The organism is Agromyces sp. NPDC127015, assembly GCF_042725165.1.
Lineage (GTDB): Bacteria > Actinomycetota > Actinomycetes > Actinomycetales > Microbacteriaceae > Agromyces > Agromyces chromiiresistens.
Window position 1 is genome coordinate 106,635 of record NZ_JBHXDI010000004.1, and the last position, 23,339, is coordinate 129,973.

General features: G+C 71.8%; 20 protein-coding genes. 7 read left to right on the forward strand and 13 right to left on the reverse strand.

Annotated elements, in window-relative coordinates; translation table 11 throughout:
- Positions 1-126: 126 nt before the first annotated feature.
- The 3 genes from ACFWGP_RS12745 to ACFWGP_RS12755 form a co-directional block, all read right to left on the reverse strand.
- Positions 127-1,413, reverse strand: a complete 1,287-nt coding sequence (locus tag ACFWGP_RS12745; RefSeq protein WP_275506721.1) for a GAF domain-containing protein — start codon at positions 1,411-1,413, stop codon at positions 127-129.
- Between the two features lie 77 nt (positions 1,414-1,490).
- Positions 1,491-2,642: a PrsW family intramembrane metalloprotease gene (locus ACFWGP_RS12750; RefSeq protein WP_231431371.1), complete on the reverse strand. Its 1,152-nt coding sequence runs from the start codon at positions 2,640-2,642 to the stop codon at positions 1,491-1,493.
- A 65-nt stretch (positions 2,643-2,707) separates the two neighbouring features.
- Entirely contained in the window at positions 2,708-4,108 is a 1,401-nt protein-coding gene (locus ACFWGP_RS12755; protein ID WP_376931084.1) for an FAD-binding oxidoreductase, read from the reverse strand.
- Positions 4,109-4,184: 76 nt separating this feature from the next.
- Between ACFWGP_RS12755 and ACFWGP_RS12760 the strand changes: the two genes are divergently transcribed.
- Together ACFWGP_RS12760 and ACFWGP_RS12765 are read left to right on the forward strand one after the other, a co-directional pair.
- On the forward strand, positions 4,185-5,714 hold the full coding sequence (locus ACFWGP_RS12760; RefSeq protein WP_231431373.1) for an AlkA N-terminal domain-containing protein: 1,530 nt from the start codon (positions 4,185-4,187) through the stop codon (positions 5,712-5,714).
- A 31-nt stretch (positions 5,715-5,745) separates the two neighbouring features.
- Positions 5,746-6,417: a FadR/GntR family transcriptional regulator gene (locus ACFWGP_RS12765; protein ID WP_231431374.1), complete on the forward strand. Its 672-nt coding sequence runs from the start codon at positions 5,746-5,748 to the stop codon at positions 6,415-6,417.
- Positions 6,418-6,528: 111 nt separating this feature from the next.
- Here ACFWGP_RS12765 and ACFWGP_RS12770 read toward each other — a convergent pair whose 3' ends face one another.
- The 7 genes from ACFWGP_RS12770 to ACFWGP_RS12800 form a co-directional block, all read right to left on the reverse strand.
- A complete protein-coding gene (locus ACFWGP_RS12770; protein ID WP_231431375.1) occupies positions 6,529-7,518 on the reverse strand; it encodes an ABC transporter substrate-binding protein in 990 nt (329 codons plus the stop codon).
- Positions 7,519-7,622: 104 nt separating this feature from the next.
- Positions 7,623-8,672 (reverse strand): ABC transporter permease, encoded by a 1,050-nt coding sequence (locus ACFWGP_RS12775; RefSeq protein WP_231431376.1) that lies wholly within the window; start codon positions 8,670-8,672, stop codon positions 7,623-7,625.
- On the reverse strand, positions 8,669-10,195 hold the full coding sequence (locus tag ACFWGP_RS12780; RefSeq protein ID WP_376931085.1) for a sugar ABC transporter ATP-binding protein: 1,527 nt from the start codon (positions 10,193-10,195) through the stop codon (positions 8,669-8,671). Before ACFWGP_RS12780 ends, ACFWGP_RS12775 begins: the two co-directional genes overlap by 4 nt.
- Positions 10,192-10,632, reverse strand: a complete 441-nt coding sequence (locus ACFWGP_RS12785; protein WP_231431378.1) for an RbsD/FucU family protein — start codon at positions 10,630-10,632, stop codon at positions 10,192-10,194. Before ACFWGP_RS12785 ends, ACFWGP_RS12780 begins: the two co-directional genes overlap by 4 nt.
- A 112-nt stretch (positions 10,633-10,744) precedes the next feature.
- Positions 10,745-11,587 (reverse strand): amidohydrolase family protein, encoded by an 843-nt coding sequence (locus ACFWGP_RS12790; RefSeq protein ID WP_376931086.1) that lies wholly within the window; start codon positions 11,585-11,587, stop codon positions 10,745-10,747.
- On the reverse strand, positions 11,584-12,549 hold the full coding sequence (locus ACFWGP_RS12795) for an aldo/keto reductase (protein ID WP_231431380.1): 966 nt from the start codon (positions 12,547-12,549) through the stop codon (positions 11,584-11,586). Before ACFWGP_RS12795 ends, ACFWGP_RS12790 begins: the two co-directional genes overlap by 4 nt.
- Positions 12,546-13,862 carry an L-fuconate dehydratase gene (locus tag ACFWGP_RS12800; RefSeq protein ID WP_275506714.1) on the reverse strand — a complete coding sequence of 439 codons (1,317 nt, stop codon included), beginning with the start codon at positions 13,860-13,862 and terminating at the stop codon, positions 12,546-12,548. Before ACFWGP_RS12800 ends, ACFWGP_RS12795 begins: the two co-directional genes overlap by 4 nt.
- Positions 13,863-14,009: 147 nt before the next feature.
- Between ACFWGP_RS12800 and ACFWGP_RS12805 the strand changes: the two genes are divergently transcribed.
- The 3 genes from ACFWGP_RS12805 to ACFWGP_RS12815 all read left to right on the forward strand — a co-directional run bounded on the left by ACFWGP_RS12805 (position 14,010) and on the right by ACFWGP_RS12815 (position 16,775).
- Positions 14,010-14,858, forward strand: a complete 849-nt coding sequence (locus ACFWGP_RS12805) for a fumarylacetoacetate hydrolase family protein (RefSeq protein WP_376931087.1) — start codon at positions 14,010-14,012, stop codon at positions 14,856-14,858.
- Between the two features lie 40 nt (positions 14,859-14,898).
- Positions 14,899-15,666, forward strand: a complete 768-nt coding sequence (locus tag ACFWGP_RS12810; RefSeq protein ID WP_376931088.1) for an SDR family NAD(P)-dependent oxidoreductase — start codon at positions 14,899-14,901, stop codon at positions 15,664-15,666.
- 233 nt (positions 15,667-15,899) lie between these two features.
- Complete coding sequence (locus tag ACFWGP_RS12815; RefSeq protein WP_231431384.1) at positions 15,900-16,775, forward strand: fumarylacetoacetate hydrolase family protein; 876 nt, start codon at positions 15,900-15,902, stop codon at positions 16,773-16,775.
- 15 nt (positions 16,776-16,790) lie between these two features.
- Here ACFWGP_RS12815 and ACFWGP_RS12820 read toward each other — a convergent pair whose 3' ends face one another.
- A complete protein-coding gene (locus tag ACFWGP_RS12820; RefSeq protein ID WP_231431385.1) occupies positions 16,791-17,711 on the reverse strand; it encodes an alpha/beta hydrolase in 921 nt (306 codons plus the stop codon).
- A gap of 83 nt (positions 17,712-17,794) precedes the next feature.
- Here ACFWGP_RS12820 and ACFWGP_RS12825 point away from each other — a divergent pair, with 83 nt between their 5' ends.
- On the forward strand, positions 17,795-18,226 hold the full coding sequence (locus ACFWGP_RS12825) for a MarR family winged helix-turn-helix transcriptional regulator (RefSeq protein WP_231431386.1): 432 nt from the start codon (positions 17,795-17,797) through the stop codon (positions 18,224-18,226).
- A 74-nt stretch (positions 18,227-18,300) separates the two neighbouring features.
- Here the strand turns inward: ACFWGP_RS12825 and ACFWGP_RS12830 are convergent, their stop codons facing one another.
- Together ACFWGP_RS12830 and ACFWGP_RS12835 are read right to left on the reverse strand one after the other, a co-directional pair.
- On the reverse strand, positions 18,301-19,764 hold the full coding sequence (locus tag ACFWGP_RS12830; RefSeq protein WP_231431387.1) for an aspartate ammonia-lyase: 1,464 nt from the start codon (positions 19,762-19,764) through the stop codon (positions 18,301-18,303).
- 275 nt (positions 19,765-20,039) lie between these two features.
- On the reverse strand, positions 20,040-21,602 hold the full coding sequence (locus ACFWGP_RS12835) for an amino acid permease (protein ID WP_376931089.1): 1,563 nt from the start codon (positions 21,600-21,602) through the stop codon (positions 20,040-20,042).
- Between the two features lie 221 nt (positions 21,603-21,823).
- Between ACFWGP_RS12835 and ACFWGP_RS12840 the strand changes: the two genes are divergently transcribed.
- Complete coding sequence (locus ACFWGP_RS12840) at positions 21,824-23,191, forward strand: glutamine synthetase family protein (RefSeq protein ID WP_231431389.1); 1,368 nt, start codon at positions 21,824-21,826, stop codon at positions 23,189-23,191.
- Positions 23,192-23,339 lie beyond the last annotated feature (148 nt).

Here is a 23,339-nt window from a genome sequence, read left to right on the forward strand (position 1 = left end):
TGCCCCGTGCTGGGACGACGTCACCGTAGGCCGGGCGGGGTTGCGTCCCGGTTGCCCGGACGTTGCACCTGCGTTGCGCCCGGTCGACGGGATGCGCGGACCACGCGGTCGACGGGAGACGGCCGGTCAGCCGAGCGCCGCGTCGAGTCGCTCGAGGTGGGCGACGACCGACGCACGGCGCGGCGACCGCGGGGGCAGCAGCCGGAGCACGGCGCGCCAGAGCTCGACGTCGTCGCGCCCCTCGTCGCGCTCGGCGTAGTCGAGGAGGAGCTCGGGGGCGGCATCCGCGAGGAGTGATTCGCGAAGTCGGCTCGCCACCTCGGCGCGGATCTCGACGATGCCGGGCGCGGCGGAGTCGGGCAGCAAGGGCCCCTGGTACGCGTCGAGCGCCCGGCGGCGGGCGCCGCGGCGCAGGCGCGCGAGCACTTCGTGCGCGTCGAGGGCGAGCGGCCGGACGAGGCGGTAGGGGCGAGACGCGACCGGAGGCTCACCCGCGGCGTCGAGCGTTCGCCGCAGCCGCACGAGTTCGGCGCGCAGGGTCACCGTGCTCGACTCGTCACCGTAGACGAGTGCGGCGAGGCGCTCGGCAGGAAGGCCGCGCGGATGCCAGGAGAGCAGCGTGAGGATCTCGGCGTGGCGGAGGCCGAGCTCGCGACCGCCGAGACGGGGGCGGCGCAGGCCGAGCACGTCGAGCGCGGTCGCCGCGGGCTCGACCGGCCGGATCCGCGTCCGCCGGAGCGTGCTGCGCACGGCGGACTCGAGGTGCGCGAGCTTGAGCTCGGCCTCGACCGCGGCCACCGTCGCCATGACGAGTGGGAGCGTGTGCGGAGCCACCGCGTGATCGGTGCCCGTGATGTCGATGACGCCCAGCACGGCGCCCGTCTGCGGGTCGTGCACCGGAGCTGCGGTGCAGCTCCATGGATGGACGATGCGGTTGAAGTGCTCGGCGCCGCGGATCTGGACGCCGCGGTCGACCTGGAGCGCCGTGCCGGGCGCGTTCGTGCCCACCGTCGACTCCGACCAGTCGGCGCCCGCGACGAACAGCATGTCCTCGGCCCGATGCCGAAGCGCGGGATCGCCCTCGACCCACAGCAGGCGTCCGTGTTCATCGCCGACGGCGACGACCAGGCCGGCCTCACCCGCATCGTCGACGAGCAGCCGCCGGATCACGGGCATCACCGGTGCGAGCGCGTGCGTCTCCCGGTAGGCCCGGAACCCGTCCTCATCGAGCTCCATGCTCGGCAGCGCGTGCGCCGGGTCGATCGCCCCGCGGAGCGCTCGCTCCCACGAGGCGCGAACCACCGGCCGGAGCGTCGGGGGCACCGCGCCCGAGGCGAGGGCGTCGTCCTGGGCACGCAGGAGTCGGTCGCGCAGGGCATCGGCATCGAAGCCCCGAGGGGGTCGCTGCGGCACGGGCACGCCGTCTCCGATCGCGTCGTTGCGGATGCCGACATCATATCCGGTGGCTCGCCTCGCCGCCGTTGCGGTACTCAGCGCATGAGCGCCGCACGCTCGGACACGATCGCGGCGAGCAGCGCCTGCTCGTCGGCGACCGACTTCGCCCCGCCCACACCCGACGCGATCCGTTGCCGGGCGAAGGCGAGGTGCGTGGCGTCGGTGATGAGCCGTCGCATTCCCGCCGTCCGCGGCGGGCGCTGTGCACGAGCCCACGCCAGTGCCTGTCGTCGGCCGGCCGGCGTCGCGAGCAGGTCGACCTCCGCCGGGCTGAACCAGCCCGCGGCCGCGTACTCGCCGAGCCGGCGGCGCGTCGTGCGCACCTCCTCGCGACGCAGCAGCACGGCCAGCAGGACGGCACCGGCGAAGATCGGCACCTGCACGGTGAGGTAGAGGCCGACCGCGTCGTCTCCGAAGGCGAGCGAGCCGTTCCAGAGCGCGTGCAGCGCGATCGCGGCGAGCAGTCCGAGCAGGAACCAGCCGATCACGCCGCCGCCTGCACCGCGTCGCGCGGCGATGCCGATCGCGAGCCCCGTGCAGGCGGTGAACAGCACGTGCGCGAACGGCGAGAAGATGCCGCGCACGACGAAGGTCGCGCCGAGCGATTCTGCACCGCCCTCGATGAGGGCGGACCCGAAGTAGATGATGTTCTCGGTGAAGGCGAAGCCCGCCGCGACCGTCGCGGCGTAGACGAGCCCGTCGACCGGCCCGTCGAACTGCCACCTCGCGAAGGCGTAGACGAGCAGCACGCCCAAGCCCTTCGCGACCTCCTCGACGACGGGCGCCTGCACGACGGCCCCGACGGCCTCGTCGGCCCCGCCGCCGGGCGAGACGAACGCCACCGCGAGCTGCACGCCGAGATCGACGACGAGCGCGACGACGACCGAGACCGCCGCGCCCCAGAGGAACGCGAACCACAGCGCGCCGCGCGGCTCGGGCTCCCAGCGGTCGACCCAGCGGATGGCGAGCAGCACGCCGGCCAGCGGCACGAGGGCGAGCAGGGAGCCGATCACGAGGGTCGAGGCGCCGAGCGCGATCGCAAGGTAGGCGATCACGAGCAGTGCGGCGAATCCGCCGAGCACGATGCCGATCACGGCGAAGACGGTGCCGCCGCTCCGCGCCCGGACGGGCGCCGCCCAAGCGGGGGCGGCGGGTTGCGGGGCTGGGCCGGGGGCGACGTGGCTCACCGGGGCAGCCTACCGAACCGCGGCGGTCCCTCGGCGGCGTGGAGACCTCCTCCGTTCCCGGCGCGTCAACCGGCCGGCGCGGATGCCTCGAACATGACGCCGGGATTCAGGATGCCGGTCGGATCGAAGGCGGCCTTGACCGCCCGCTGGAGCTCGAACACGTCGTCGCCGAGCTCCTCGGCGAGCCATCGGCGCTTGAGCACGCCCACCCCGTGCTCGCCCGTCAGGGTGCCGCCGAGTGCCACGGCCGCGCGGAACATCTCGTCGGCCGCCGCCCAGATGTGCTCGGGCACCTCGTCTCCCGTGAACACGAAGTTCGGATGCAGGTTGCCGTCGCCGGCGTGCGCGATCGTCGGGATCTCGACGCCGCGTCGTGCCCCGATCTCCTCGATGGCGCGGAACATGGCCGGCAACGCGCTGCGCGGCACCGCGACGTCCTCGATGAGCACCTGGCCGCTCGCCGCGAGCGCCGGGTGCATCGCCCGCCGGATGTCGAGCAGCCGCTCGCCCGTCTCTGCGTCGCGCGAGAGCGTGACCCGCCCGCCCGCCGCGGCGAAGAGCTCGGCGATGCGCGCGGCCTCGGCGGCCGCGGAGCCGTCGTCGGCCTGCGCGATGAGGAACGTCTCGCCCGGTGCCGTCGTCTCGAGCGGCGTGCCGGCGAGCGCGTCGTCACCGAGGTACGCGGCGACCCTGGCCACGACGCCCGCGTCCATGAGCTCGAGCACCGCGGGTCGGATGCGGGCGGCGGTGACCGTCGCGCACGCGGCGGCCGCGGCCTCGACGTCGGTGAACGCGGCGGCGACGGTCACCGGGGTGCCCGCCGTGATCGGCCGCAGCCGCACGGTCGCTTCGACGATGACCCCGAGGGTGCCCTCGGACCCCGTGAAGAGGGCGGTGAGGTCGTACCCCGTGACGCCCTTGACCGTGCGGTGGCCGAGGCGCACCAGGCGGCCGTCGGCGAGCACCACCGCGAGGCCCAGCACCGCCTCGCGGGTGACGCCGTACTTCGCGCAGAGCAGGCCTCCGGCGTTCGTCGCGATGTTGCCGCCGATCGATGAGATGGCGCGGCTCGCCGGGTCGGGCGCGAACCAGAGCCCGAGCGGCGCGAGCGCATCGTTGAGGTCGCCGTTGATGACGCCCGGCTCGACGACCGCGAGCTCGTCGGCCTCGGAGATCTCGATGATGCGGTCCATCCGAGAGAGGTCGAGCACGATCGCGCCCGGGCTCGCGATGGCGCCGCCGGCGAGGCCGGTGCCGGCGCCGCGCACGACGACGGGGGTCGCGGTCGCGTGCGCGATGCGCATGACCGCCTGCACGTCGTCGACCGACCCCGCGTGCACGACGGCGAGCGGCGGGCTGTCGCTGCGCCATCCCGAGCGGTCTTCGCGGGTCGCCTCGAGCGCGGCCGGGTCGACGGTGACGGCGGCGCCGAGGGCGTCGTTGAGCTGGGCGAGGACGTGCGGCATGCCTCAACCCTAGCCACGCCGCGGCGACGTCCGATTTCCGCGAGTTGTTGTCGGCGAGCCGTGCGAGGCTGAGTGCATGACCATCTCCGCCACGCGCATCGAGGACCCGCTCGACGACCCGGTCTTCGCCGAGCGCTACCGAGCCATGCAGGCGCGCGACGCACGGTTCGACGGCCAGTTCGTCACCGGCGTGCACTCGACGGGCATCTACTGCCGGCCGAGCTGCCCCGCCGTCGCGCCGAAGCCCGGCAACGTCAGCTTCTACCTGACCGCCGCGGCCGCGCACGACGCCGGGCTGCGGGCGTGCAAGCGGTGCCTTCCCGATGCCGTGCCCGGCTCCCCCGAATGGGACCTCCGCGACGACCTCGCAGCCCGTGCGATGCGCCTCATCGCCGACGGCGTCGTCGAACGCGAGGGCGTGCCCGGCCTCGCCGCGCACCTCGGCTACACGCCGCGGCACCTCACCCGCGTCGTCACCGCCGAGCTCGGCGTCGGGCCGCTGGCGCTCGCTCGAGCGCACCGCGCCCAGACCGCGCGGGTCCTCCTGACCTCGACCGACCTCCCGACCGCCGACGTGGCGTTCGCGGCAGGCTTCGGCAGCGTGCGGCAGTTCAACGACACGGTCAAGGCGGTCTACGAGCGCACCCCGCGACAGCTGCGCCTGACCGCGCGATCGGCCGAACGTCGCGTACCGAGCGGCGACGGGCTCGTGCGACTGCGCTTGCCCGCGCGAGCCCCGTTCGACGCAGCCGGCGTCTTCGCCTGGCTCGCCGCGCGGGCCGTCGACGGGGTCGAGGTCGCCGACGGCGGCCGTTTCACGCGATCGCTGCGCCTTCCGGGCGGCCCGGCCGTCGTCTCGCTCGAATCGAGCGGCGACGAGCGGTCGCCCGCGATCGAGGTGGAGGCGCGGCTCGCGTCGCTCACCGACCTGCCCCCGCTCGTGGCCCGCGTGCGCCGCCTCTTCGACCTCGACGCCGACGCCGTCGCGATCGATGCCGCGCTCGGCGCCGACCCGGCCCTCGCTGCATCGGTCGCCGCGCACCCCGGCCTCCGCATGCCGGGGTGCCTCGACGCGCACGAACTCGTCTTCCGGGCGCTCATCGGCCAGCAGATCTCGGTCAGGGCCGCGCGCACGACGCTGTCGAGACTGGCGGCCGAGCTCGGCGAACCGCTCGTGCCGGGCGATCGGCCCGGCCCCGTCGGCGGCGAAGGGCTGCTGCGGCTCTTCCCGACCGCGTCGGCGATCGCCGAGCACGGCATCGACGTGCTGCGCGGCCCGGCGACCCGGATCCGCACGATCATCGACGTCGCCTCACGCCTCGACTCCGGCGAACTCGTCGTCTCGGCCGACCGCGATCGCGGCGAGCTGTACCGCGACCTGATCGTGATTCCGGGCATCGGCCGCTGGACGGCCGGCTACGTGGCGATGCGGGTCACCCGGGCGCCCGACATCCTGCTGACCAGCGACCTCGCCCTGCGCGCAGGTGCCGAGCGCCTCGGACTGCCCGGTTCCGCAGCCGAGCTCGACGCGCTCGGCGCGGCATGGGCGCCGTGGCGCAGCTACGCGTCGATGCACCTGTGGCGCGCCGCAGCCGCAGAGATCTGATGTCTGGCGCCGGACGCGCTACGATTCCGGCATGGCCGTCACCGACGAAGCGATCCTGCGCATCAAAGAGATGATCATGTCGGGCGAGCTCGCGCCCGGTGATCGCCTGCCGCCCGAGAAGGAGCTGAGCGAGCGGCTCGGCCTCTCGCGCTCGTCCCTCCGCGAGGCCGTGAAGGCGCTCGAGGTGATCCGCGTGCTCGACGTGCGCCGCGGCGACGGCACCTACGTCACGAGTCTCGAGCCCCGGCTGCTCCTCGAGGCGATGTCGTTCGTCGTCGACCTGCACGACGACCATTCGGTGCTCGAGATCTTCGCGGTGCGTCGCATCCTCGAACCGGCCGCCGCCTCGCTCGCCGCCCGGCACGCGGCCGAGCCCGACCTCGAGCGTCTCCGGGAGTCGGTGGCGGGCGTCGATCACGCCGCCGACGTCGAGGGCCTCGTCGCCCACGACCTCGAGTTCCACCGAGGCATCGCCGACGCGACCGGCAACAGCTATCTCGCGAGCCTCATCGACTCGCTCTCGAGCCACACCGTGCGCGCCCGCATCTGGCGCGGCATCACCCAGGAGAGCGCCGTCGAGCGCACCCTGCAGGAACACCATGCGATCCTCGACGCGATCGCCGCGGGCGACGCCGAGCTCGCCGCGGCGCTCACGGTGGTGCACGTGTCGGGCGTCGAGCAGTGGCTGCGTTCGGCCCTCTGATCCGCTGAGCGCCCGCGCCGCGTCCGCCTGGGTGCGCCCGCGCGGGGCCTCGCCCGCCACGAAGAAGGGGGCGCCGGCCGAAGCCGGCGCCCCCGAGGCGTCCCCAGGGCGTCACTCGTAGAGGACGGCCTGGATCTCCTCGTCGTCGATGTTCGACGCGTCGTACCAGTAGAACCCGGTGTCGATCGTCTTCGGCAGCTCCTCGCCGTCGATCGCCTCGACCGCGGCCTTGACGGTCTCGTAGCCGATGCCGATCGGGTTCTGCGTGATCGCGCCGAGCATGAGCCCGTCGCGGATGGCGTCCATCTGCGCCTTGCCCGAGTCGAAACCGACGACCGCGAGCTTCGCGGGGTCGATGCCGAGCTCCTTCACCGCCTGCACGACGCCGATCGCCGAGCCCTCGTTCGAGCCGTAGATGCCCTTGAGGTCGGGGTGGGCGGCGATGATGGCCTTCGCGAGGTCGGCGGACTTCGCCTGGTCTCCGCCGCCGTACTGGACGTCGACGATCTCGATGTTCGGCTCGTTCTCCTCCATGTACGACACGAAGCCGTCGCGGCGCTGCTGGCCGGTCACCGAGGTCTGGTCGTGCACGACGAGCGCCACCTTGCCCTCGTGGCCGACGGCCTCGGCCATGTGCTTCGCGGCCTCGGCGGCGGCGGCGAGGTTGTCGGTCGCGGCGGTCGTCAGCGGGATGTCGCTCTCGACGCCCGAGTCGAACGCGATGACCGGGATGTTCGAGTCCTTCGCCTGCTGCAGCAGCGGGCCCGCCGCCTGGCTGTCGAGCGCGGCGAACCCGATCGCGGCGGGGCTCTTATCGAGGGCGGTCTGCAGCATCTGGATCTGCTGGTCGACGTCGGCCTCGGTGTCGGGGCCCTCGAACGTGATCTCGACGTCGAACTCCTCGGCCGCCTGCTCGGCGCCCGTCTTCACGGCCTGCCAGAACTGGTGCTGGAAGCCTTTCGAGACCAGGGCGACGTACGGCTTCTCGCCGCTGCCGCCGTCGGCGGATCCCGAGTCGCCGCCGTCGCTCGCGCAGCCCGCGAGGATCAGGGCCGCGGCGACGGCGCCGACGACGGCGCCCAGTGCGCGCTTCTTGAACATGCTCACTCCTTGGTGTAGGTGGTGCAGGTGGTACTTGTTGGGGGTTGGGGTGGTGGGTGGTGCCGCGGCCCCGCCTGCGGGCGGATGCCTCGGCCGAATGCCGCTCAGGCGCGTCGGCGCCGCAGCATGTCGAGGTAGACGGCCACGAGGATGACGATGCCGACCGCGACCGACTGCCACTCCTGCGGGACCGAGATGATGCGCAGGCCGTTCGTGAGCACGGCCATGATCAGTGCGCCGATCACGGTTCCGACGATCGAGCCCTTGCCGCCCTGGAGCGACGTGCCGCCGATGACGACGGCGGCGATCGCCTCGAGCTCGAGCCCCATGCCGCCCGTCGGCTGGGCCGACGAGAGGCGCGAGGCGCTGAGCACGCCGGCGAGTCCGACGAACAGGCCCGCGAGCGTGTAGATGATGATCTTCCAACGCCGCACGTTCACGCCCGACAGCGCGGTGGCCGCCTCGTTCGAGCCGATCGAGAACGTGTAGCGGCCGAGGATCGTCTTCGACAGCAGCACGGCGGCGACGACGATCATGACGATGAAGATCGCGACGCCGAGCGGGAACCGCATGCCCGGGATGATCGACAGGTTCATGATCGACTGGAACTCGGGGGTCTCCGAGAAGTAGATCGGCTTCGTGCCCGAGATCACGAGCGAGAGGCCTGCGGCGATGAGCATCATGCCGAGCGTCGCGATGAACGGCGGGATGCCGAGCACCGAGACGTTCACGCCGTTGACGAGCCCGATGAGCGCGCCGAACAGGATCGTCGCCGTGACGCCGGCCCAGAGAGGCCAGCCGAGGTAGGTGAGGAACACGCCCGCCATCACGCCGCAGAGCACCATGCCGGTGCCGATCGACAGGTCGATGCCGCCCGTGATGATGACGAACGTCGTGCCGAGCGCGAGGATGCCGGTGACGGTCGCCGCCGTGAGGATCGACACGAGGTTGTTGGCGGTGAAGAAGTGCGGACTCGCGAACGAGAACACCGCGACGATCACGATGAGGCTCGCGAAGGCGAGCAGCTGCTGCAGCGAGCCGCGCAGCCACGCCATTCGGGGCTTGCCGGCGTCGATCGCGGCGTACGCGCTCGTCGACGGCGTCGTCGCGGCGTCGGGGCGGCCGGATTCCGGTTTCGTCGTGGTCGGGCTCATCGTGCGATCGTTCCTTCGCTTGAGAATCGGGTTGCGTAGTCCATGAGGTTCTCCTGGGTGGCCTCGGCGTTGTCGAGCACGGCGGTCAGCCGGCCCTCGGCCATGACGGCGATGCGGTCGGAGAGGCGCAGCACCTCGGGCAGCTCCGACGAGATCATGACGATCGCCTTGCCCTCGTCGGCGAGCCGTCGCAGCAGCACGTAGATCTCCTCTTTCGCGCCCACGTCGATGCCGCGGGTCGGCTCGTCGAAGATGAGCACGTCGCAGTCCTTCACGAGCCACTTCGCGATGACGACCTTCTGCTGGTTGCCGCCGGAGAGGTTCTGGACGAGCTGCGCGGTCGAGGGGGTCTTGATGCGGAGCCGCTCGACGTACTCGCGCCCCGTGGCCTCGATGCGCCGGTCGCGCACGAAGCCGAGGCCCGAGGCGTAGTCGCGCAGCGACGAGAGCACGATGTTCTCGCGCACGCTGCGCTCGAGCAGCACGCCGAGCTGCTTGCGGTCCTCGGAGAGGTAGCCGATGCCGAGCCGGGCCGCCTCGGCCGGGTTCGCGATGTCGACCGCCGTGCCGCGGATGCGGATCTCGCCGGACTCGCGCCGGTCGGCCCCGACGACGGCGCGGGCGACCTCGGTGCGTCCCGCGCCCATCAGCCCCGCGAAGCCGAGGATCTCGCCCGGGTACACCTCGAAGTCGACGTCGCGCAGGAGGTGCTTGGTCGAGAGGCCGCGCACGGAGAGCACGGGCTCGCCCTCGGGATGCCTCGGGACCGGCCGCTGCTCGCCCTTGATCTCCCGACCGACCATGAGCGAGATGATCTCGCGCGGCTCGGTCTCGGCGGTCACGCGGGTGCCGACGTACCGGCCGTCGCGCAGCACGCTGACGCGGTCGGAGATGCGGGCGAGCTCCTCCATGCGGTGGGAGATGTAGATGACCCCCGTCTCCGGCGTGCGGAACCGCTCGATGAGCCCGAACAGCACGTCGACCTCGGCGTCGTTGAGCGCCGCGGTCGGCTCGTCCATGATGAGGACCTTGGCGTCGAACGAGAGCGCTTTCGCGATCTCGACCATCTGCTGCCGGGCGACCGTCAGCCGTTCGACCCGCTCGGCGGGGTCGAGTGCGAGGCCGAGCCGGTCGAACAGCTCCTGCGCCCGGCGGTTGAGCGCCCGGTCGTCGAGGAACAGCCCGGCCTGCCGTTCTTCGCGGCCGATGAAGATGTTCTGCGCGACCGTGAGGTCGGGCATGAGGTTGAACTCCTGGTGGATGATCGAGATGCCGAGCTCCTGCGCGTGGCGCGGACCCTCGATCGACAGCTCCCGGCCGTTGAGGCGGAACGTGCCGGCGTCGGGGGTGTAGATGCCCGCGAGCAGCTTCATCAGCGTCGACTTGCCGGCGCCGTTCTCGCCGACGAGGGCGAGTACTTCGCCGTGCCGGAGCTCGAGCTGCACGTCGGCGAGCGCCTGCACGCCCGGGAAGCCCTTGCTGACGCCCTCGACCTCGAGCAGGGCGCCGGTCGCCGCGGTCACTGCGCCGCTCCAGTCGACCGGTAGGCGTTCACGACGCCCTTGCGCAGGACGAGGTTGCCGTAGGGCCGGAGCTCGCCCGTCCGGACGATCAGTCGAGCGCCGGCCGCCCGCTCGTAGAACGCGAACCGCTCGAGCTCGCCGACGCGGTCGTCGGCCACGGCCGCGGCCGCGACGAGCTCGTGCTGCACGGGCAGCCGCTCGCCGCCCTCGGCGGTCATGAGCAGCACCGACGCGCCCTCGTAGCCGTCGAGCGGCACGACCGTGCGGATGGCCTCGACCACCTGCGCGGCGGCGATGCCTGGTGCTTCGACGACGGCGGCGCCGACCCGGTGCGCCGGGAAGTTCGCATCGGCGACGACGAGTTCGTCGCCGTGGCCGAGCCGATCGAGCGCGGCCAGCAACTCGCCGCCGAGGATCGGGTTGATGCCACTCAGCACGTGGGCCTCTCTTCCTTGAGATGTGGTGATGAGTGTACTACTCATCCGATGTTTCATGAGGTTTCAGCGATGAACGTTGCGAATCCGTAGCGAAAGCGGCGCAGAGATCGGATTACTCAAGGCAATACACCCGCTCGGCCGTACCGCCGAGGACCGCGGCCAGCTCGGACGGGGCCAGGTCGTCGAGGCACGCGCGCATCACGCGCCAGGTCGATGCGTAGCCGCCGTGCGGCACCGACATCGGCCAGTCGCCACCGTACATGAGCCGGTCGGCGCCGAACAGGTCGAGCGCGACCTCGAACAACGGTCGCACGGACGACTCGTCGAAGGCGACCCCGGGCAGGTGGAGCCCCGAGAACTTCGCGACCGTGTTGGGCAGGGCGGCCGTCGCGGCGAACTCCCGACGCCACTCGTCGAAGCCGTCGCCACCGACGGGCGGTTTCGCCAGGTGGTCGATCACGACGGTGAGCCCGGGGAGCTCAGCCGCGAGGCGACGGGCGGCACCGAGGTGGCGCGGCCACGCATCGGGCACGTCGAACGCGAGGCCGCGCGCTGCGACCTCGGCGAGCGACGACCGCACGTCCGGCAGGTCGAGGAAGTCGTCGCGCGGGTCGTCGTGCACGAGATGGCGGATGCCTCGGAGCCGACGCTCCTCCGAGAGGTCGTCGAGCGCGTCGATCGCGGCAGCGGTGTCGTCGAGGGGCACCCAGCCGACGACGCCGGCCACCCACTCGTGCCGCGCGGCGACGTCGAGCATGAATCGGGTGTCGGCGGCGGAATCGGCGGCCTGGACGAGGATGGCCGCATCGATTCCGGCGGCGTCGAGCTCCACCCGGGCGTCGCCGGGGCCGAAGTCGGCGTAGAGCGGTCCGAGCTCGGGCGTGATCCAGGGGTAGGCCCCCTCCGAGCGGGTCCACAGGTGGAGGTGGGCGTCGATCGTGCGGGCCGCGGTCACGGGATGAGCCCCTCTTCGCGGAGTCGCGACCAGAGCCCGTCGGGCAGCGGGGCGTGCACGCGCCGCGCGTTCTGCGCGATGTCGGCGGCGCGAGCCGACCCGACGACGACCGCGCGCACCGCGGGATGCTGAAGCGGGTACTGGATCGCGGCGACGGGCAGTTCGACGCCCTCGGCCTCGCACGCCGCGGCGAGCCGGCGCGCGCGCTCGAGCAGCCGGGGAGGGACGGCGCCGTAGTCGTACCGCGCGGTCGCGCCCGGCGTCGAGGTCGCGAGCAGGCCCGAGTTGAACACCGCGGCCGCGACCACTCCGACGCCCCGCTCGCTGCAGAGCGGCAGCAGTTCGGCGAGCGCGGGCTGCTCGAGCAGGGTGTACCGCCCGGCGATCATGACGAGGTCGAGGTCGCCCTCGCGAACGGCTCGCGCCGCGGCATCCGCGCTGTTCGTGCCGATGCCGATCGCGCCGACGACACCCTCCTCCCTGAGCCTGGCGAGCGCGGGGAGGCCCTCGGCCAATCCCCGGTCGAGGTCGTACGCGTCGGGGTCGTGGAGGTACGCGATGTCGATGCGGTCGATGCCGAGCCGCTCGAGCGAGTCTTCGATGCTGCGCCGGATGCCCGCCTCACCGGGGTCGAAGCGCCGCACGGTGCGGTCGGGCACCGCGAAGTCGAAGGCCATGTCGTCGCCGCCCGAGAAGTCGGGGTTCGGGTCGAGCACCCGGCCGACCTTCGTCGAGACGACGAACTCGTCTCGCGGCCGGTCGCGCAGGGCCTCGCCCAGCCGGCGCTCCGAGAGGCCGAGGCCGTAGTGCGGCGCGGTGTCGAAGTACCGGACGCCCGACTCCCACGCCGCGTCGACGGCGGCACGGGCGTCGTCGTCGCTCACCTCGCGATAGAGATTGCCGATCGAGGCCGCCCCGTAGCCGAGGGGACCGAGACGCTCGGCGGTGAAGGGTCCGCTCATGCGGGCACCTCGGTCGGGTCGTCGATCACGTGCGAGCCGCGCCAGGTGTAGCGCTCGATCGATGCGGCGAGCATCTCGGTGCCGGCACCCGGCGCGGTCGGGGTGAGGTAGCGCCCCCGCTCGACGACGGCGGGCGTGGCGAAGTGCTCGTGGAGGTGGTCGACGAACTCGATCATGCGTCCCTCCATGCTGCCGGAGAGCGCGACGTAGTCGAACATCGAGAGGTGCTGCACCGCTTCGCACAGCCCGACGCCGCCGGCGTGCGGGCACACGGGCACGCCGTACTTCGCCGCGAGCACGAGGTTCGCGAGGTTCTCGTTGACCCCGCCGACGCGCGCCGCGTCGATCTGCATGACGTGCATGCCGCCGGCCTGCAGCAGCTGCTTGAAGACGATGCGGTTCTGCACGTGCTCGCCCGTGGCCACGCGCACCGGCGCGATGCCGCGGGCGATCGCGGCGTGGCCGAGGACGTCGTCGGGACTCGTCGGCTCCTCGATCCAGGCGAGGTCGAACCCGGCGAGCGCTCGCACCCATTCGATCGCCTCGTCGACGCCCCAGCGCTGGTTCGCGTCGATGGCGATCGGGAAGTCCTCTCCGACGGCGGCCCGGGCGATGCCGAGCCGGCGGATGTCGTCGTCGAGCGAGGCGCCGACCTTGAGCTTGATCTGCGGGTAGCCGTCGGCGACGGCTTCGCGGCAGAGCCGGTCGAGCTTCTCGTCGGAGTAGCCGAGCCAGCCGGGCGTCGTCGTGTACGCGGGGTAGCCGCCTTCGAGGAGCTTCGCGGTGCGTTCGGCGCGCCCGGGCTCTGCGGCGCGGAAGAGCTCGAGCGCCTCGGCGGGGGTGACGGCGTCGGAGATGTAGCGGAAGTCGATGAGGGCGACGAGCTCCTCGGGGCTGAGCCCGGCGAGCAGCTGCCAGAGCGGGAGCCCGGCGCGCTTGGCCTTGAGGTCCCACAGGGCGTTGAGCGCGGCGCCGATCGCCATGTGCATGACGCCCTTCTCGGGGCCGAGCCAGCGCAGCTGCGAGTCGTGCGCGAGCAGGCGCCAGGCCGCGCCCATGTCGCCGAGCAGGGTTTCGACGTCGCGGCCGAGGAGGTGCCCGCGGAGCGCGTCGAGCGCGGCGACCTGCACGTCGTTGCCACGGCCGATCGTGAAGACGAAGGCGTGACCGGCGAGCCCGTCGGCCGCATCGGTGCGGATGACGAGGTAGGCGGCCGAATAGTCGGGGTCGGGATTCATCGCATCCGACCCGTCGAGTTCGAGGGAGGTCGGGAACCGGATATCCCGGGTGTCGACACTGACGATCCTGCTCATGGCGTCCTTTCGTGGGCGCCTTGAGCATAAACATCGGATGTCTCGGATGTCAACCGCCTCGGAGTATGCAAGAATCGCCGTGAATCATCACCAAGCCTCGCGCATACTTCAGATGTTCGCGTGCCCGTGACCGGAAGGACCACCAGAATGAGATTCGCCAGGCTCGGCGACGCCGGCTCCGAGATCCCCGTGCTGCTCGACGGCGAGCGCATGCTCGACCTGCGGGGCCTCACCGCCGACATCGACGGCGCCTTCCTCTCCGGCGACGGCCCGGATCGCGCCGCGGCCGCACTCGCGGCGGGGCGGCTGCCCGAGCTCACGGGCGCAGCCGGCCTCCGCGTCGGAGCGCCGATCTCCCGACCGGGCGCGGTCTACTGCATCGGCATGAACTACGCGGCGCACGCCGCGGAATCGGGGTCGGCCCCGCCCGAGCAGCTCGTGATGTTCATGAAGTCGCCGAACACGGTCGTCGGGCCCGACGACGACGTGACGATCCCGCCGGGCAGCGAGAAGACCGACTGGGAGGTCGAGCTCGGCATCGTGATCGGGCGACGCGCGAGCCGGCTCCGCTCCCCCGCCGAGGCGCGTGCGCACATCGCCGGGTTCGTGACGGCCAACGACCTCTCGGAGCGCGACTGGCAGCTGGCGGTCTCGGGCGGGCAGTGGTCCAAGGGCAAGAGCGCACCAGGGTTCTGCCCGACCGGCCCGTGGCTCGCGACGCCCGACGAGCTCGACGCCGACGACGTGCGCCTGCGCAGCTTCGTGAACGGCGAGCCCCGCCAGGACTCGCGCACGAGCGACCTCATCTTCGGCATCGACACGATCGTCTGGGAGCTCAGCAGGTTCCTCGCGCTCGAGCCCGGCGACCTCGTGCTCACGGGCACCCCCGAGGGCGTCGCCCTGTCTGGCCGCTTCCCCTACCTCCGTGCGGGCGACGTCGTCGAGATCGAGATCGACGGGCTCGGCCGCCAGCGCCAGCGCTACGTCGACGCCTGAACCCCTCCCCGAAGCAGTGAACGATCTCCAAGGAGCGAACATGAGCCAGCAGCCGACCGGCCCCGGTGAGTTCGACGGCCTCGTCGCCGTCGTCACGGGCGGGGCGTCGGGCATCGGCGCCGCGATCGCGACGCGCCTGCGACGCGGGGGCGCCAGGGTCGCGGTCTTCGACCTCCGGCCCGAAGCGTCCGACGCCGACCTGGCGGTCGCCGTCGACGTCGCCGACGACGCGAGCGTGCGGGCGGGGGTCGAGCGCGTCGTCGCCGAGTTCGGCCGGCTCGACATCGTCGTGAACAACGCCGGCATCGGCGCCCAGGGCACGATCGAGGCGAACGCCGACGACGAGTGGCACCGGGTGCTCGACATCAACGTGCTCGGCATGATGCGGGTCGCCCGTGCGGCGCTGCCGCACCTGCGGCGGTCCCCCGCCGCCGCGATCGTCAACACGTCGTCGATCGCGGCGACCGCGGGCCTGCCCGAGCGGGCGCTCTACAGTGCGAGCAAGGGCGCGGTCTCGGCGCTGACCCGCGCGATGGCGGCCGACCACCTGCGCGAGGGCATCCGCGTGAACGCGGTCAATCCGGGCACGGCGGACACCCCGTGGATCGGCCGGCTGCTCGCCCAGGCGCCCGACCCCGCGGCGGAGCGCGCCGCCCTCGAAGCGCGCCAGCCCCACGGCCGGCTCGTGGCCGCCGACGAGGTCGCCGGCGCCGTCGCCTACCTCGCGAGCCCGGCCTCGGGCTCGACGACGGGCATCGAGGTCGCAGTCGACGGGGGCATGCAGGAGCTCCGGTTGCGTCCCGCCTGACCCGGCGACGCTACGGCTCACCTGCTCCGGCGGGACCGTTTTCGGTCCGGCGGGATGCCGCGAGGCATCCGGGCCTGACCGGGAACGACCGCCGGAACGCGTCGTAGGCCACGCGCGGGAGGCGAGATCCTTTCGCATCATGGAATTCGACTGTCGCCTTCGTGGAAGGTCGCCGCCGTCGGCTTGTACATGTCGACAAACGATCCCGGCGTACGGCGCGATAGCGTGGACGAGTGAAGTTCGCGCACCTGAGAGCCGAAGGCCAATCGACCCCACGGCTCGCGGTGGTCGTCGCCGAAGCGGCGCTCTTCCTCGACGAGGTGCTCGAGCACTCCCCCCGAGACCTGCAGGACCTCATCGAACGCGGCCCTGAGGGCCTCGCCGAGGTGCGCGCCGCCGTCGACACGGCTCTCGAGGCCGGCGCCGAGCTCACGCCCGTGAGCGAACTGCGCCACTCGTCGGCCGTGCTGCGGCCGCCGCACATCCTGGCCATCGGAGCGAACTACGCGGCCCACTCGCAGGAGCTGAAGCTCCGCCACGAGACGGCGCCGACGATCTTCTCGCTCTGGCCGAACTCCCTCGGAGCGCACGGCGCGACGACGACCTGGCCCGAAGACCTCACCCACCAGGTCGACTACGAGGCCGAGCTTGGCGTGATCATCGGCCGGCCCGCCCGCGGCGTGCACGAGCGCGACGCCCTCGACTACGTCTGGGGCTACACCGTCGTCAACGACATCACGGCGCGAGACATCCAGTTCTCCGAGGCCCAGTGGTCGCGCTGCAAGTCGTTCGACGGCTTCACCCCGACCGGGCCGGTCGTGGTGACCGCCGACGAGGTCGCCGACCCGCAGGACCTCTGGCTCACCACGAACCTCGACGGCCGCATCCTGCAGGACGCCTCGACCGGCGACATGGTGCGCAGCGTCCCCGAGATCATCGCGTACCTCTCGCGCTCGGCGACCATCCCGCCGGGCACGCTCATCTCGACCGGCAGCCCCGGCGGCGCCGGCTACTCGCGCAACCCGCAGGTGTTCCTGCAGGACGGCTCGACCGTGACGGTGTCGATCGGCGGCATCGGGTCGCTCACGACGCACTGCCGCGTGATCTGACGCCACGCCGCCCGATCACGACACGAGCTCCGCTCGACCGATGCCCGCGCCGAGGTGCCGACCGAGGAAGGCGCCGGCCCGATCCAGTGCCGCCGTCGACGCCTCGAGCGCGTCGAGCGACGTCTGGTAGTTGTGCGGCGCCCGGGCGGCAGCCTCGAGCACGACCTCGACGTCGTCGTGCGCCGCGTTGGCCGCGAGCCGCACTGCGTCGTCGAGCAGGAGCTCACGGGTGCCCACCTGCACGAGCATGGGCGGCAGGCCGCGGAGGCTTGCGAACACCGGGCTCGCGAGCGGTGACGCCGCAACCTCGGCGGCGCCGCCTTCCGGGAGGTAGCGATCGGCGTAGCCGCGGATGTCGGCCTGGCTGAACAACGGGTCGTCGCCGACCCGGTCCGTGAACGAGTCGCCGCTGAGCGTCAGGTCGGCCCACGGTGAGAACACCGCGACGGCCGCCGGCATCTCGAGCCCGGCGTCGCGTGCGGCGACGAGGGTTGCGACGGCGAGCCCGCCGCCGGCCGAGTCGCCCGCGACGACCAGACGCCGCCCGCCGACCCGATCGACCAGCTCGCGAAATGCGGCGAGCGCGTCGTCGACGGGCGCCGGAAAACGATGTTCGGGTGCGAGCCGGTAGTCGAGCGAGTAGGCGGTCGTCCCCGCCCGCTCGGCGAGCGCCGCCGCCATGCCGACGCCAGTCGCGGCGGAACCGATGACGTACCCGCCGCCGTGCAGGTAGAGGAGTGCCCCTGCTCCCCCGTCGCCGGGCACGAGTTCGATCGCCGGACGGCCGCCGAGCACCGTGTCGCGGGCCGCGAACCCCGGGGGCGGCGGGACGGCGCCCGCGGCGAACGCGGTCCGCATCTCGGCGACGGTGGCGTCGGCGGCGAACCTCGACGCGGCGTAGTCGGCCGAGAGTCGGTCGAACTCGAATCGTGACATGGGGCTCCTCCTCGCGTAGATTGCTTCCCAGGAATCGATATTACGGTCAATTAGATTCCTGTCAATCTAATTACAAGGAAACAATGTCCGCGGATCTCGCCCTCTTCCTCCAGCTCGTGCGCGTCGAGACGCTCTGGTACGAGCGGCTCTCCGACGAGTTGCAGGCGGCGCACGGGTTGCCGCTGTCGAGCTACGACGTGCTCAACGTCGTCGCCACCGTCGAGGCCTGCCGGGTGCAGGACATCGCACGAGAGATCGGCATCACGGTGGGGGCCGTCAGCAAGGCCGTCGATCGGCACGAGCAGGCCGGATGGGTCGCTCGGCGCGCGAATCCGGCCGACCGCCGGTCGTCACTCGTCGAACTCACCGGCGAAGGACGTCGCCTCCTCGACGAAGCGACCCCCCTCGTGGCGACGTCGCTCCGAGCGCGCCTCGCCGTGCTCGACGCCGGTCGACGTGCGGCGCTGGCCGACGCCCTCGCCGCGCTCCGCGAGGCACTCGACTCCCCCGCCTGACCGCACCGGTGCGCCCGCAGAGACGGGATGCCTCGGGCCGACGTCGGCGAGACGCCCGCCCCGAGGCATCCGCGTCACTCGTGCGGTTCGCCCTGCAGGTGCTGCACGGGGATGACGGTCGTGATCGGACGGATGCCCGACAGCTTCGACGGCTGCAGCTGGGCGACGACCTCGTCACGGCTCATGAGGCCGGCCTCGACGACGAGGTCGGCGACGGGCCGGCCGCTCGCGAGGGCGAGCTTCGCGAGCTTGGCCGCCTCTGTGTAGCCGATGAACGGGATGAGCGCGGTGATGACGCCGACGCTCGAGGCGACCATCTGCTCGAGGCGCTCGGTGTTCGCGGTGATGCCGTCGACGCAGTTGACGCGGAGCGTCCAGCAGGCCTGGCGCATCCACGTGATCGACTGCAGCAGCGAGTGCGCGATGACCGGCTCGAAGGCGTTGAGCTGCAGCTGGCCGCTCTCGGCCGCCATCATGACGGTGACGTCGGCGCCCGCGACCGAGTAGGCGACCTGGCTCACGGCCTCGGGGATGACCGGGTTGACCTTGCCCGGCATGATCGACGAGCCCGCCTGCATGGGCGGCAGGTTGATCTCGCCGAGTCCGGCCTGCGGGCCCGACGAGAGCAGTCGCAGGTCGTTGCAGATCTTCGAGAGCTTGATCGCACTGCGCTTGAGCGCGCTCGAGAACGTCATGAACACGCCCGTGTCGCTCGTCGCCTCGATGAGGTCGGGCGCCGTCTCGAGGCGCAGCTCGGTGATCGCGCTCAGGTGCTCGACGACGGATGCCGCGTAGCCGGGGTCGGCGGTGATGCCGGTGCCGATCGCGGTCGCCCCGAGGTTGACCTCGCCGAGCAGCTTGATCGTCTCGCGCAAGCGGTCGATGTCCTCGCCGAGGGTCGTCGCGAAGCCGTGGAACTCCTGGCCGAGCGTCATCGGCACGGCATCCTGCAGCTGCGTGCGGCCGACCTTCAGCACCTCGTGGAACTCGCGGCCCTTGCGGCTGAACGCGATGCGCAGCTGGTCGAGCTCGACGAGCATCGTGCGCAGCGAGAACGCCATCGCGATCTTCACCGCGGTCGGATACGTGTCGTTCGTCGACTGGCTGCGGTTGACGTCGTCGATCGGGTGCAGCACGTCGTAGCGCCCCTTGGGGTAACCCGCGATCTCGAGCGCGAGGTTCGCGATGACCTCGTTCGCGTTCATGTTCGTCGACGTGCCCGCCCCGCCCTGGATGACGCCGACGATGAACTGGTCGTGCAGCTCGCCGTCGATGATGCGCTGGCACGCCTCGTCGATCCACGCGGCCTTCTGCTGGTTCAGCACGCCCACCTGCCGGTTCGCGCGCGCCGCCGCCTGCTTGACCGAGGCGAGCGCCACGACGAGTTCGGGGTAGACCGAGATGGGGCGCTTCGAGATCGGGAAGTTGTCGAGCGCCCGCTTGGTGTGCACCCCCCAGTAGGCGTCGGCCGGAACCTCGACCGAGCCGAGCGAATCGGTCTCGGTACGGGTCGCCTCGGTCGCTTCGGGCTCGTGCATCAGTGTTTCCTCCACGGAGCCGTTCGCCGCGTCGGGGATCGACGCGCCGGACCGGCTCCATCGCCTCGGTGAGCGCGGGATCGCCGCGCAGTCGTCGCCTCGAGCCTACCGTTCGGGTGATGCCGCTTTCGGCATCCGGGCGTCCGGAGAGTGCTCGCCGTCGGGACGCTCTGCCCGGCTCGCGACCCGCCGTCGCCCCGTGGCGGCCATGGCACCGGTGGAAGCACGGAGCGGCGGCGGGCGCCCCCACGCCCGCCGCCGCTCCGTCCGCGCCGCTAGGCGCGATCCGGCTCGTCGACCCCGTCGGTCGCGAGCAGCTCCTCCTCGACGGCGCCGCCGTAGCCCTCCGCCTGCGGGTCGCCGTGCAGTCCGCCGGAGACGGCGTACTCCTCCTCCGGCGAGAGGATCAGCCGGTGCCGGCCCCAGACCCCGAAGCCGATCAGCATCACGACGTAGACGACCGCGATCGCGATGATCGCGGGCACGAACGTGGGGTTGAGCAGGAATCCGAGGAAGATGAGCGCGGCGATGATCGCCGCGACGACCGCGCCCGTCACGCCCCACGGGCTGACGTACGGGCGCTTGGCGTTCGGGAACTTCCGCCGCAGGATGACGAAGGCGACCATCTGGAGGAGGTAGGCGAGCACCGCACCCCAGACCGCGATGTTGAGCACGATCGCGCCGGCGACGGCCCCCGCCCCCTCCTCGTCGATCCGCGCCAGCACGTCGAGCACGACGAGGGCCGCGAACCCGATCACGGCGCCCGCGACGAGCGCGACCCACGGCGTCTGCCGCTTGCCGGTGAGCGAGAGGAACTTCGGGTAGTAGCCCGCCCGCGACAGCGAGTACATGTTGCGGCCGTAGGCGAACATGATGCCCTGGAGCGAGGCGAGCAGGCCGATGAGCGCGAAGAGGGCGAGCACCGCGGCGGCGCCGTCGCCGACGATCGCGCGGAAGCCGTCGAGCAGCGGCTCGCCCGCCGTGCCGGTGGCCTCGGCGCCGAGGACGCCCGTGTTGAGGAACAGCACGAGCAGACCCGTGATGATGAGCGTCGCGCGGGCGATGAGGCCCGCGCGCGGGATGTCGCGGACGGGGTCGTGCGACTCCTCGGCGGCGAGCGGCAGCTCTTCGATGCCGAGGAAGAACCACATCGCGAACGGCAGCGCGAACAGGATGGGCAGCACGCCGTGCGGCAGGAACTCGGTCTGGCCGGGGTCGGGTGCGATGTCCCAGAGCGCGTCCCACGAGAACTGGCCCGAGAAGAGCGCCATCGCGCTGAACACGAGGATGATCACGATCGAGATGATCGACACGACGATCGCGAACTTGAACGAGATGCTCGCTCCGGCCGAGTTGAGCGCGATGAAGGCGACGTAGAGGATGACCCACCAGATCCAGGCGGGCATCGAGAAGCCGAGCAGCTCGCTCGTGATGCCGTCGGCGTAGGCGGCAGAGAAGTACACGATCACGGCGGTCGTCGCGACGTACTCGATCGTCTCGGCGAGACCGGTGACGAATCCGCCCCAGGGCCCCATCGCGGCGCGCGAGAACGAGTAGGCGCCGCCCGTGTGGGGCATCGCCGAGCTCATCTCGCCGATCGAGAAGATGAGGCCGTAGTACATCACGATGAGGATGGCGAAGGCGATGAGCATGCCCCCGAAGCCGGCGAAGTCGATGCCGAAGTTCCAGCCCGAGAAGTCGCCCGAGATGACGGCGGCGACCGCGAGGCCCCAGAGCCCCCAGACGCCCGCCGAGCGCTTCAACCGCCGTTTCTCGAAGTACCCTTCGTCGGCCGTCGCGTACGTGACGCCGGAGACCTTGAGCGTGTCCTTGGCCATGCTGCTCCCTTGCGGTCATCGCGCGGGCCGGTCGGCGGCGCGCGGGGGTGCGATGTGGTGGGCACGATGATAGGGCGCTCAATGGTCGCTTGTACAGACCATTTTTCGAGCTGGTTCCCTCATCAGGCTCACCCGGTCATGACGATTTCGCTCACGCCCCCACCGATGGTGTGGTGTAATGGTCGCCACCACCGACCATTCCAACTCGAGGAGGAGCCCGGATGTCGTCACCCACCGGTCACCTGACGCTCGACCAGCTGCGCAGCGCGGTCGCCGACGATCACGTCGACACCGTGATCGTCGCCTTCACGGACATGCAGGGCCGGCTCGTCGGCAAGCGGGTCTCGGCGAGGCTGTTCCTCGAGGACGTCGGCGCCCACGGCGCCGAGGCCTGCAACTACCTGCTCGCGGTCGACGTCGAGATGAACACGGTCGACGGCTACGCGATGTCGAGCTGGGAGCGCGGCTACGGAGACATGGCGCTCATCCCCGACTTCGCGACGCTCCGCATGACCCCGTGGCTCGAGCGCACCGCGCTCGTCACGGCCGACCTGCGGTGGCTCGACGGCGCACCCGTCGAGCCGTCGCCCCGCCGCATCCTGCAGCGCCAGCTCGAGCGCCTCGCCGAGCGGGGGCTCACCGCCTTCGTGGGCACCGAGCTCGAGTTCATCGTCTTCGACGACTCGTACCGCGACGCCTGGCGCAAGGGCTACCGCGACCTCACCCCCGCGAGCGACTACAACATCGACTACGCGCTGCTCGCCTCCACCCGCATGGAGCCGCTGCTGCAGGACATCCGGCGATCGATGGACGGCGCCGGCATGTACTGCGAGGGCGTGAAGGGCGAGTGCAACCTCGGCCAGCAGGAGATCGCCTTCCGCTACGCCGACGCGCTCACCACGTGCGACAACCACTCGCTCTACAAGAACGGGGCGAAGGAGATCGCCGACCGCCACGGCAAGGCCATCACCTTCATGGCGAAGTTCAACGAGCGCGAGGGCAACAGCTGCCACATCCACATCTCCCTGCGCGGCGCGGGCGGCGAAGCCGTCTTCAGCGACCCCGACGCCCCGCACGGCATGTCGAAGCTCTTCCGGCACTTCCTCGCCGGCCAGCTCGCCGCGATGCGCGAGCTGACCCTGTTCTCCGCGCCGAACATCAACTCGTACAAGCGATACGTCGCCGGCAGCTTCGCACCGACCGCGATCGCCTGGGGACTCGACAATCGCACGTGCGCCCTGCGCGTCGTCGGCCACGGCCACGGCATGCGCGTCGAGAACCGGGTGCCCGGAGGCGACGTCAACCAGTACCTCGCGGTCGCTGCGCTCATCGCGGCCGGCCTGCACGGCATCGACCAGGAGCTCGAGCCCGGTGAGCTCTTCGCCGGCAACGCCTACGAGTCCGATGTCTCGCGGGTGCCGGCGACGCTCCGGGACGCTGCCGACCTCTTCGCCGCCTCGGCCGTCGCGCGCGACGCCTTCGGCGACGAGGTCGTCGAGCACTACCTCAACAACGCGCGCGTCGAGCTCGCCGCCTACGACGCGGCCGTCACGGACTGGGAGCGGGTACGTGGCTTCGAACGTCTCTGACTTCAGCGACTCAGTGGTCGGGCCGGGGGGCCGTGGGGGGGGGGGGGGGGCGGCCCCGGGCGCCGGCCCCGCGGTGGGGGGGGGCCCCCCCGACGGCCGGGCCGCGCGCGGGGGGGGGGGGGGGCGCGCGGGCGGGGCGGCGCCCCTG

Bases quoted from the DNA above. Each gene is read 5' to 3' on its own strand.
- ACFWGP_RS12775 (WP_231431376.1), bottom strand. From the start codon at position 8,672: ATGAGCCCGACCACGACGAAACCGGAATCCGGCCGCCCCGACGCCGCG.
- ACFWGP_RS12820 (WP_231431385.1), bottom strand. From the start codon at position 17,711: ATGTCACGATTCGAGTTCGACCGACTCTCGGCCGACTACGCCGCGTCG.
- ACFWGP_RS12755 (WP_376931084.1), bottom strand. From the start codon at position 4,108: ATGCCGCACGTCCTCGCCCAGCTCAACGACGCCCTCGGCGCCGCCGTC.
- ACFWGP_RS12805 (WP_376931087.1), top strand. From the start codon at position 14,010: ATGAGATTCGCCAGGCTCGGCGACGCCGGCTCCGAGATCCCCGTGCTG.
- ACFWGP_RS12795 (WP_231431380.1), bottom strand. From the start codon at position 12,549: ATGAGCGGACCCTTCACCGCCGAGCGTCTCGGTCCCCTCGGCTACGGG.
- ACFWGP_RS12765 (WP_231431374.1), top strand. From the start codon at position 5,746: ATGGCCGTCACCGACGAAGCGATCCTGCGCATCAAAGAGATGATCATG.
- ACFWGP_RS12810 (WP_376931088.1), top strand. From the start codon at position 14,899: ATGAGCCAGCAGCCGACCGGCCCCGGTGAGTTCGACGGCCTCGTCGCC.
- ACFWGP_RS12800 (WP_275506714.1), bottom strand. From the start codon at position 13,862: ATGAGCAGGATCGTCAGTGTCGACACCCGGGATATCCGGTTCCCGACC.
- ACFWGP_RS12835 (WP_376931089.1), bottom strand. From the start codon at position 21,602: ATGGCCAAGGACACGCTCAAGGTCTCCGGCGTCACGTACGCGACGGCC.
- ACFWGP_RS12825 (WP_231431386.1), top strand. From the start codon at position 17,795: ATGTCCGCGGATCTCGCCCTCTTCCTCCAGCTCGTGCGCGTCGAGACG.
- ACFWGP_RS12760 (WP_231431373.1), top strand. From the start codon at position 4,185: ATGACCATCTCCGCCACGCGCATCGAGGACCCGCTCGACGACCCGGTC.
- ACFWGP_RS12770 (WP_231431375.1), bottom strand. From the start codon at position 7,518: ATGTTCAAGAAGCGCGCACTGGGCGCCGTCGTCGGCGCCGTCGCCGCG.
- ACFWGP_RS12830 (WP_231431387.1), bottom strand. From the start codon at position 19,764: ATGCACGAGCCCGAAGCGACCGAGGCGACCCGTACCGAGACCGATTCG.
- ACFWGP_RS12840 (WP_231431389.1), top strand. From the start codon at position 21,824: ATGTCGTCACCCACCGGTCACCTGACGCTCGACCAGCTGCGCAGCGCG.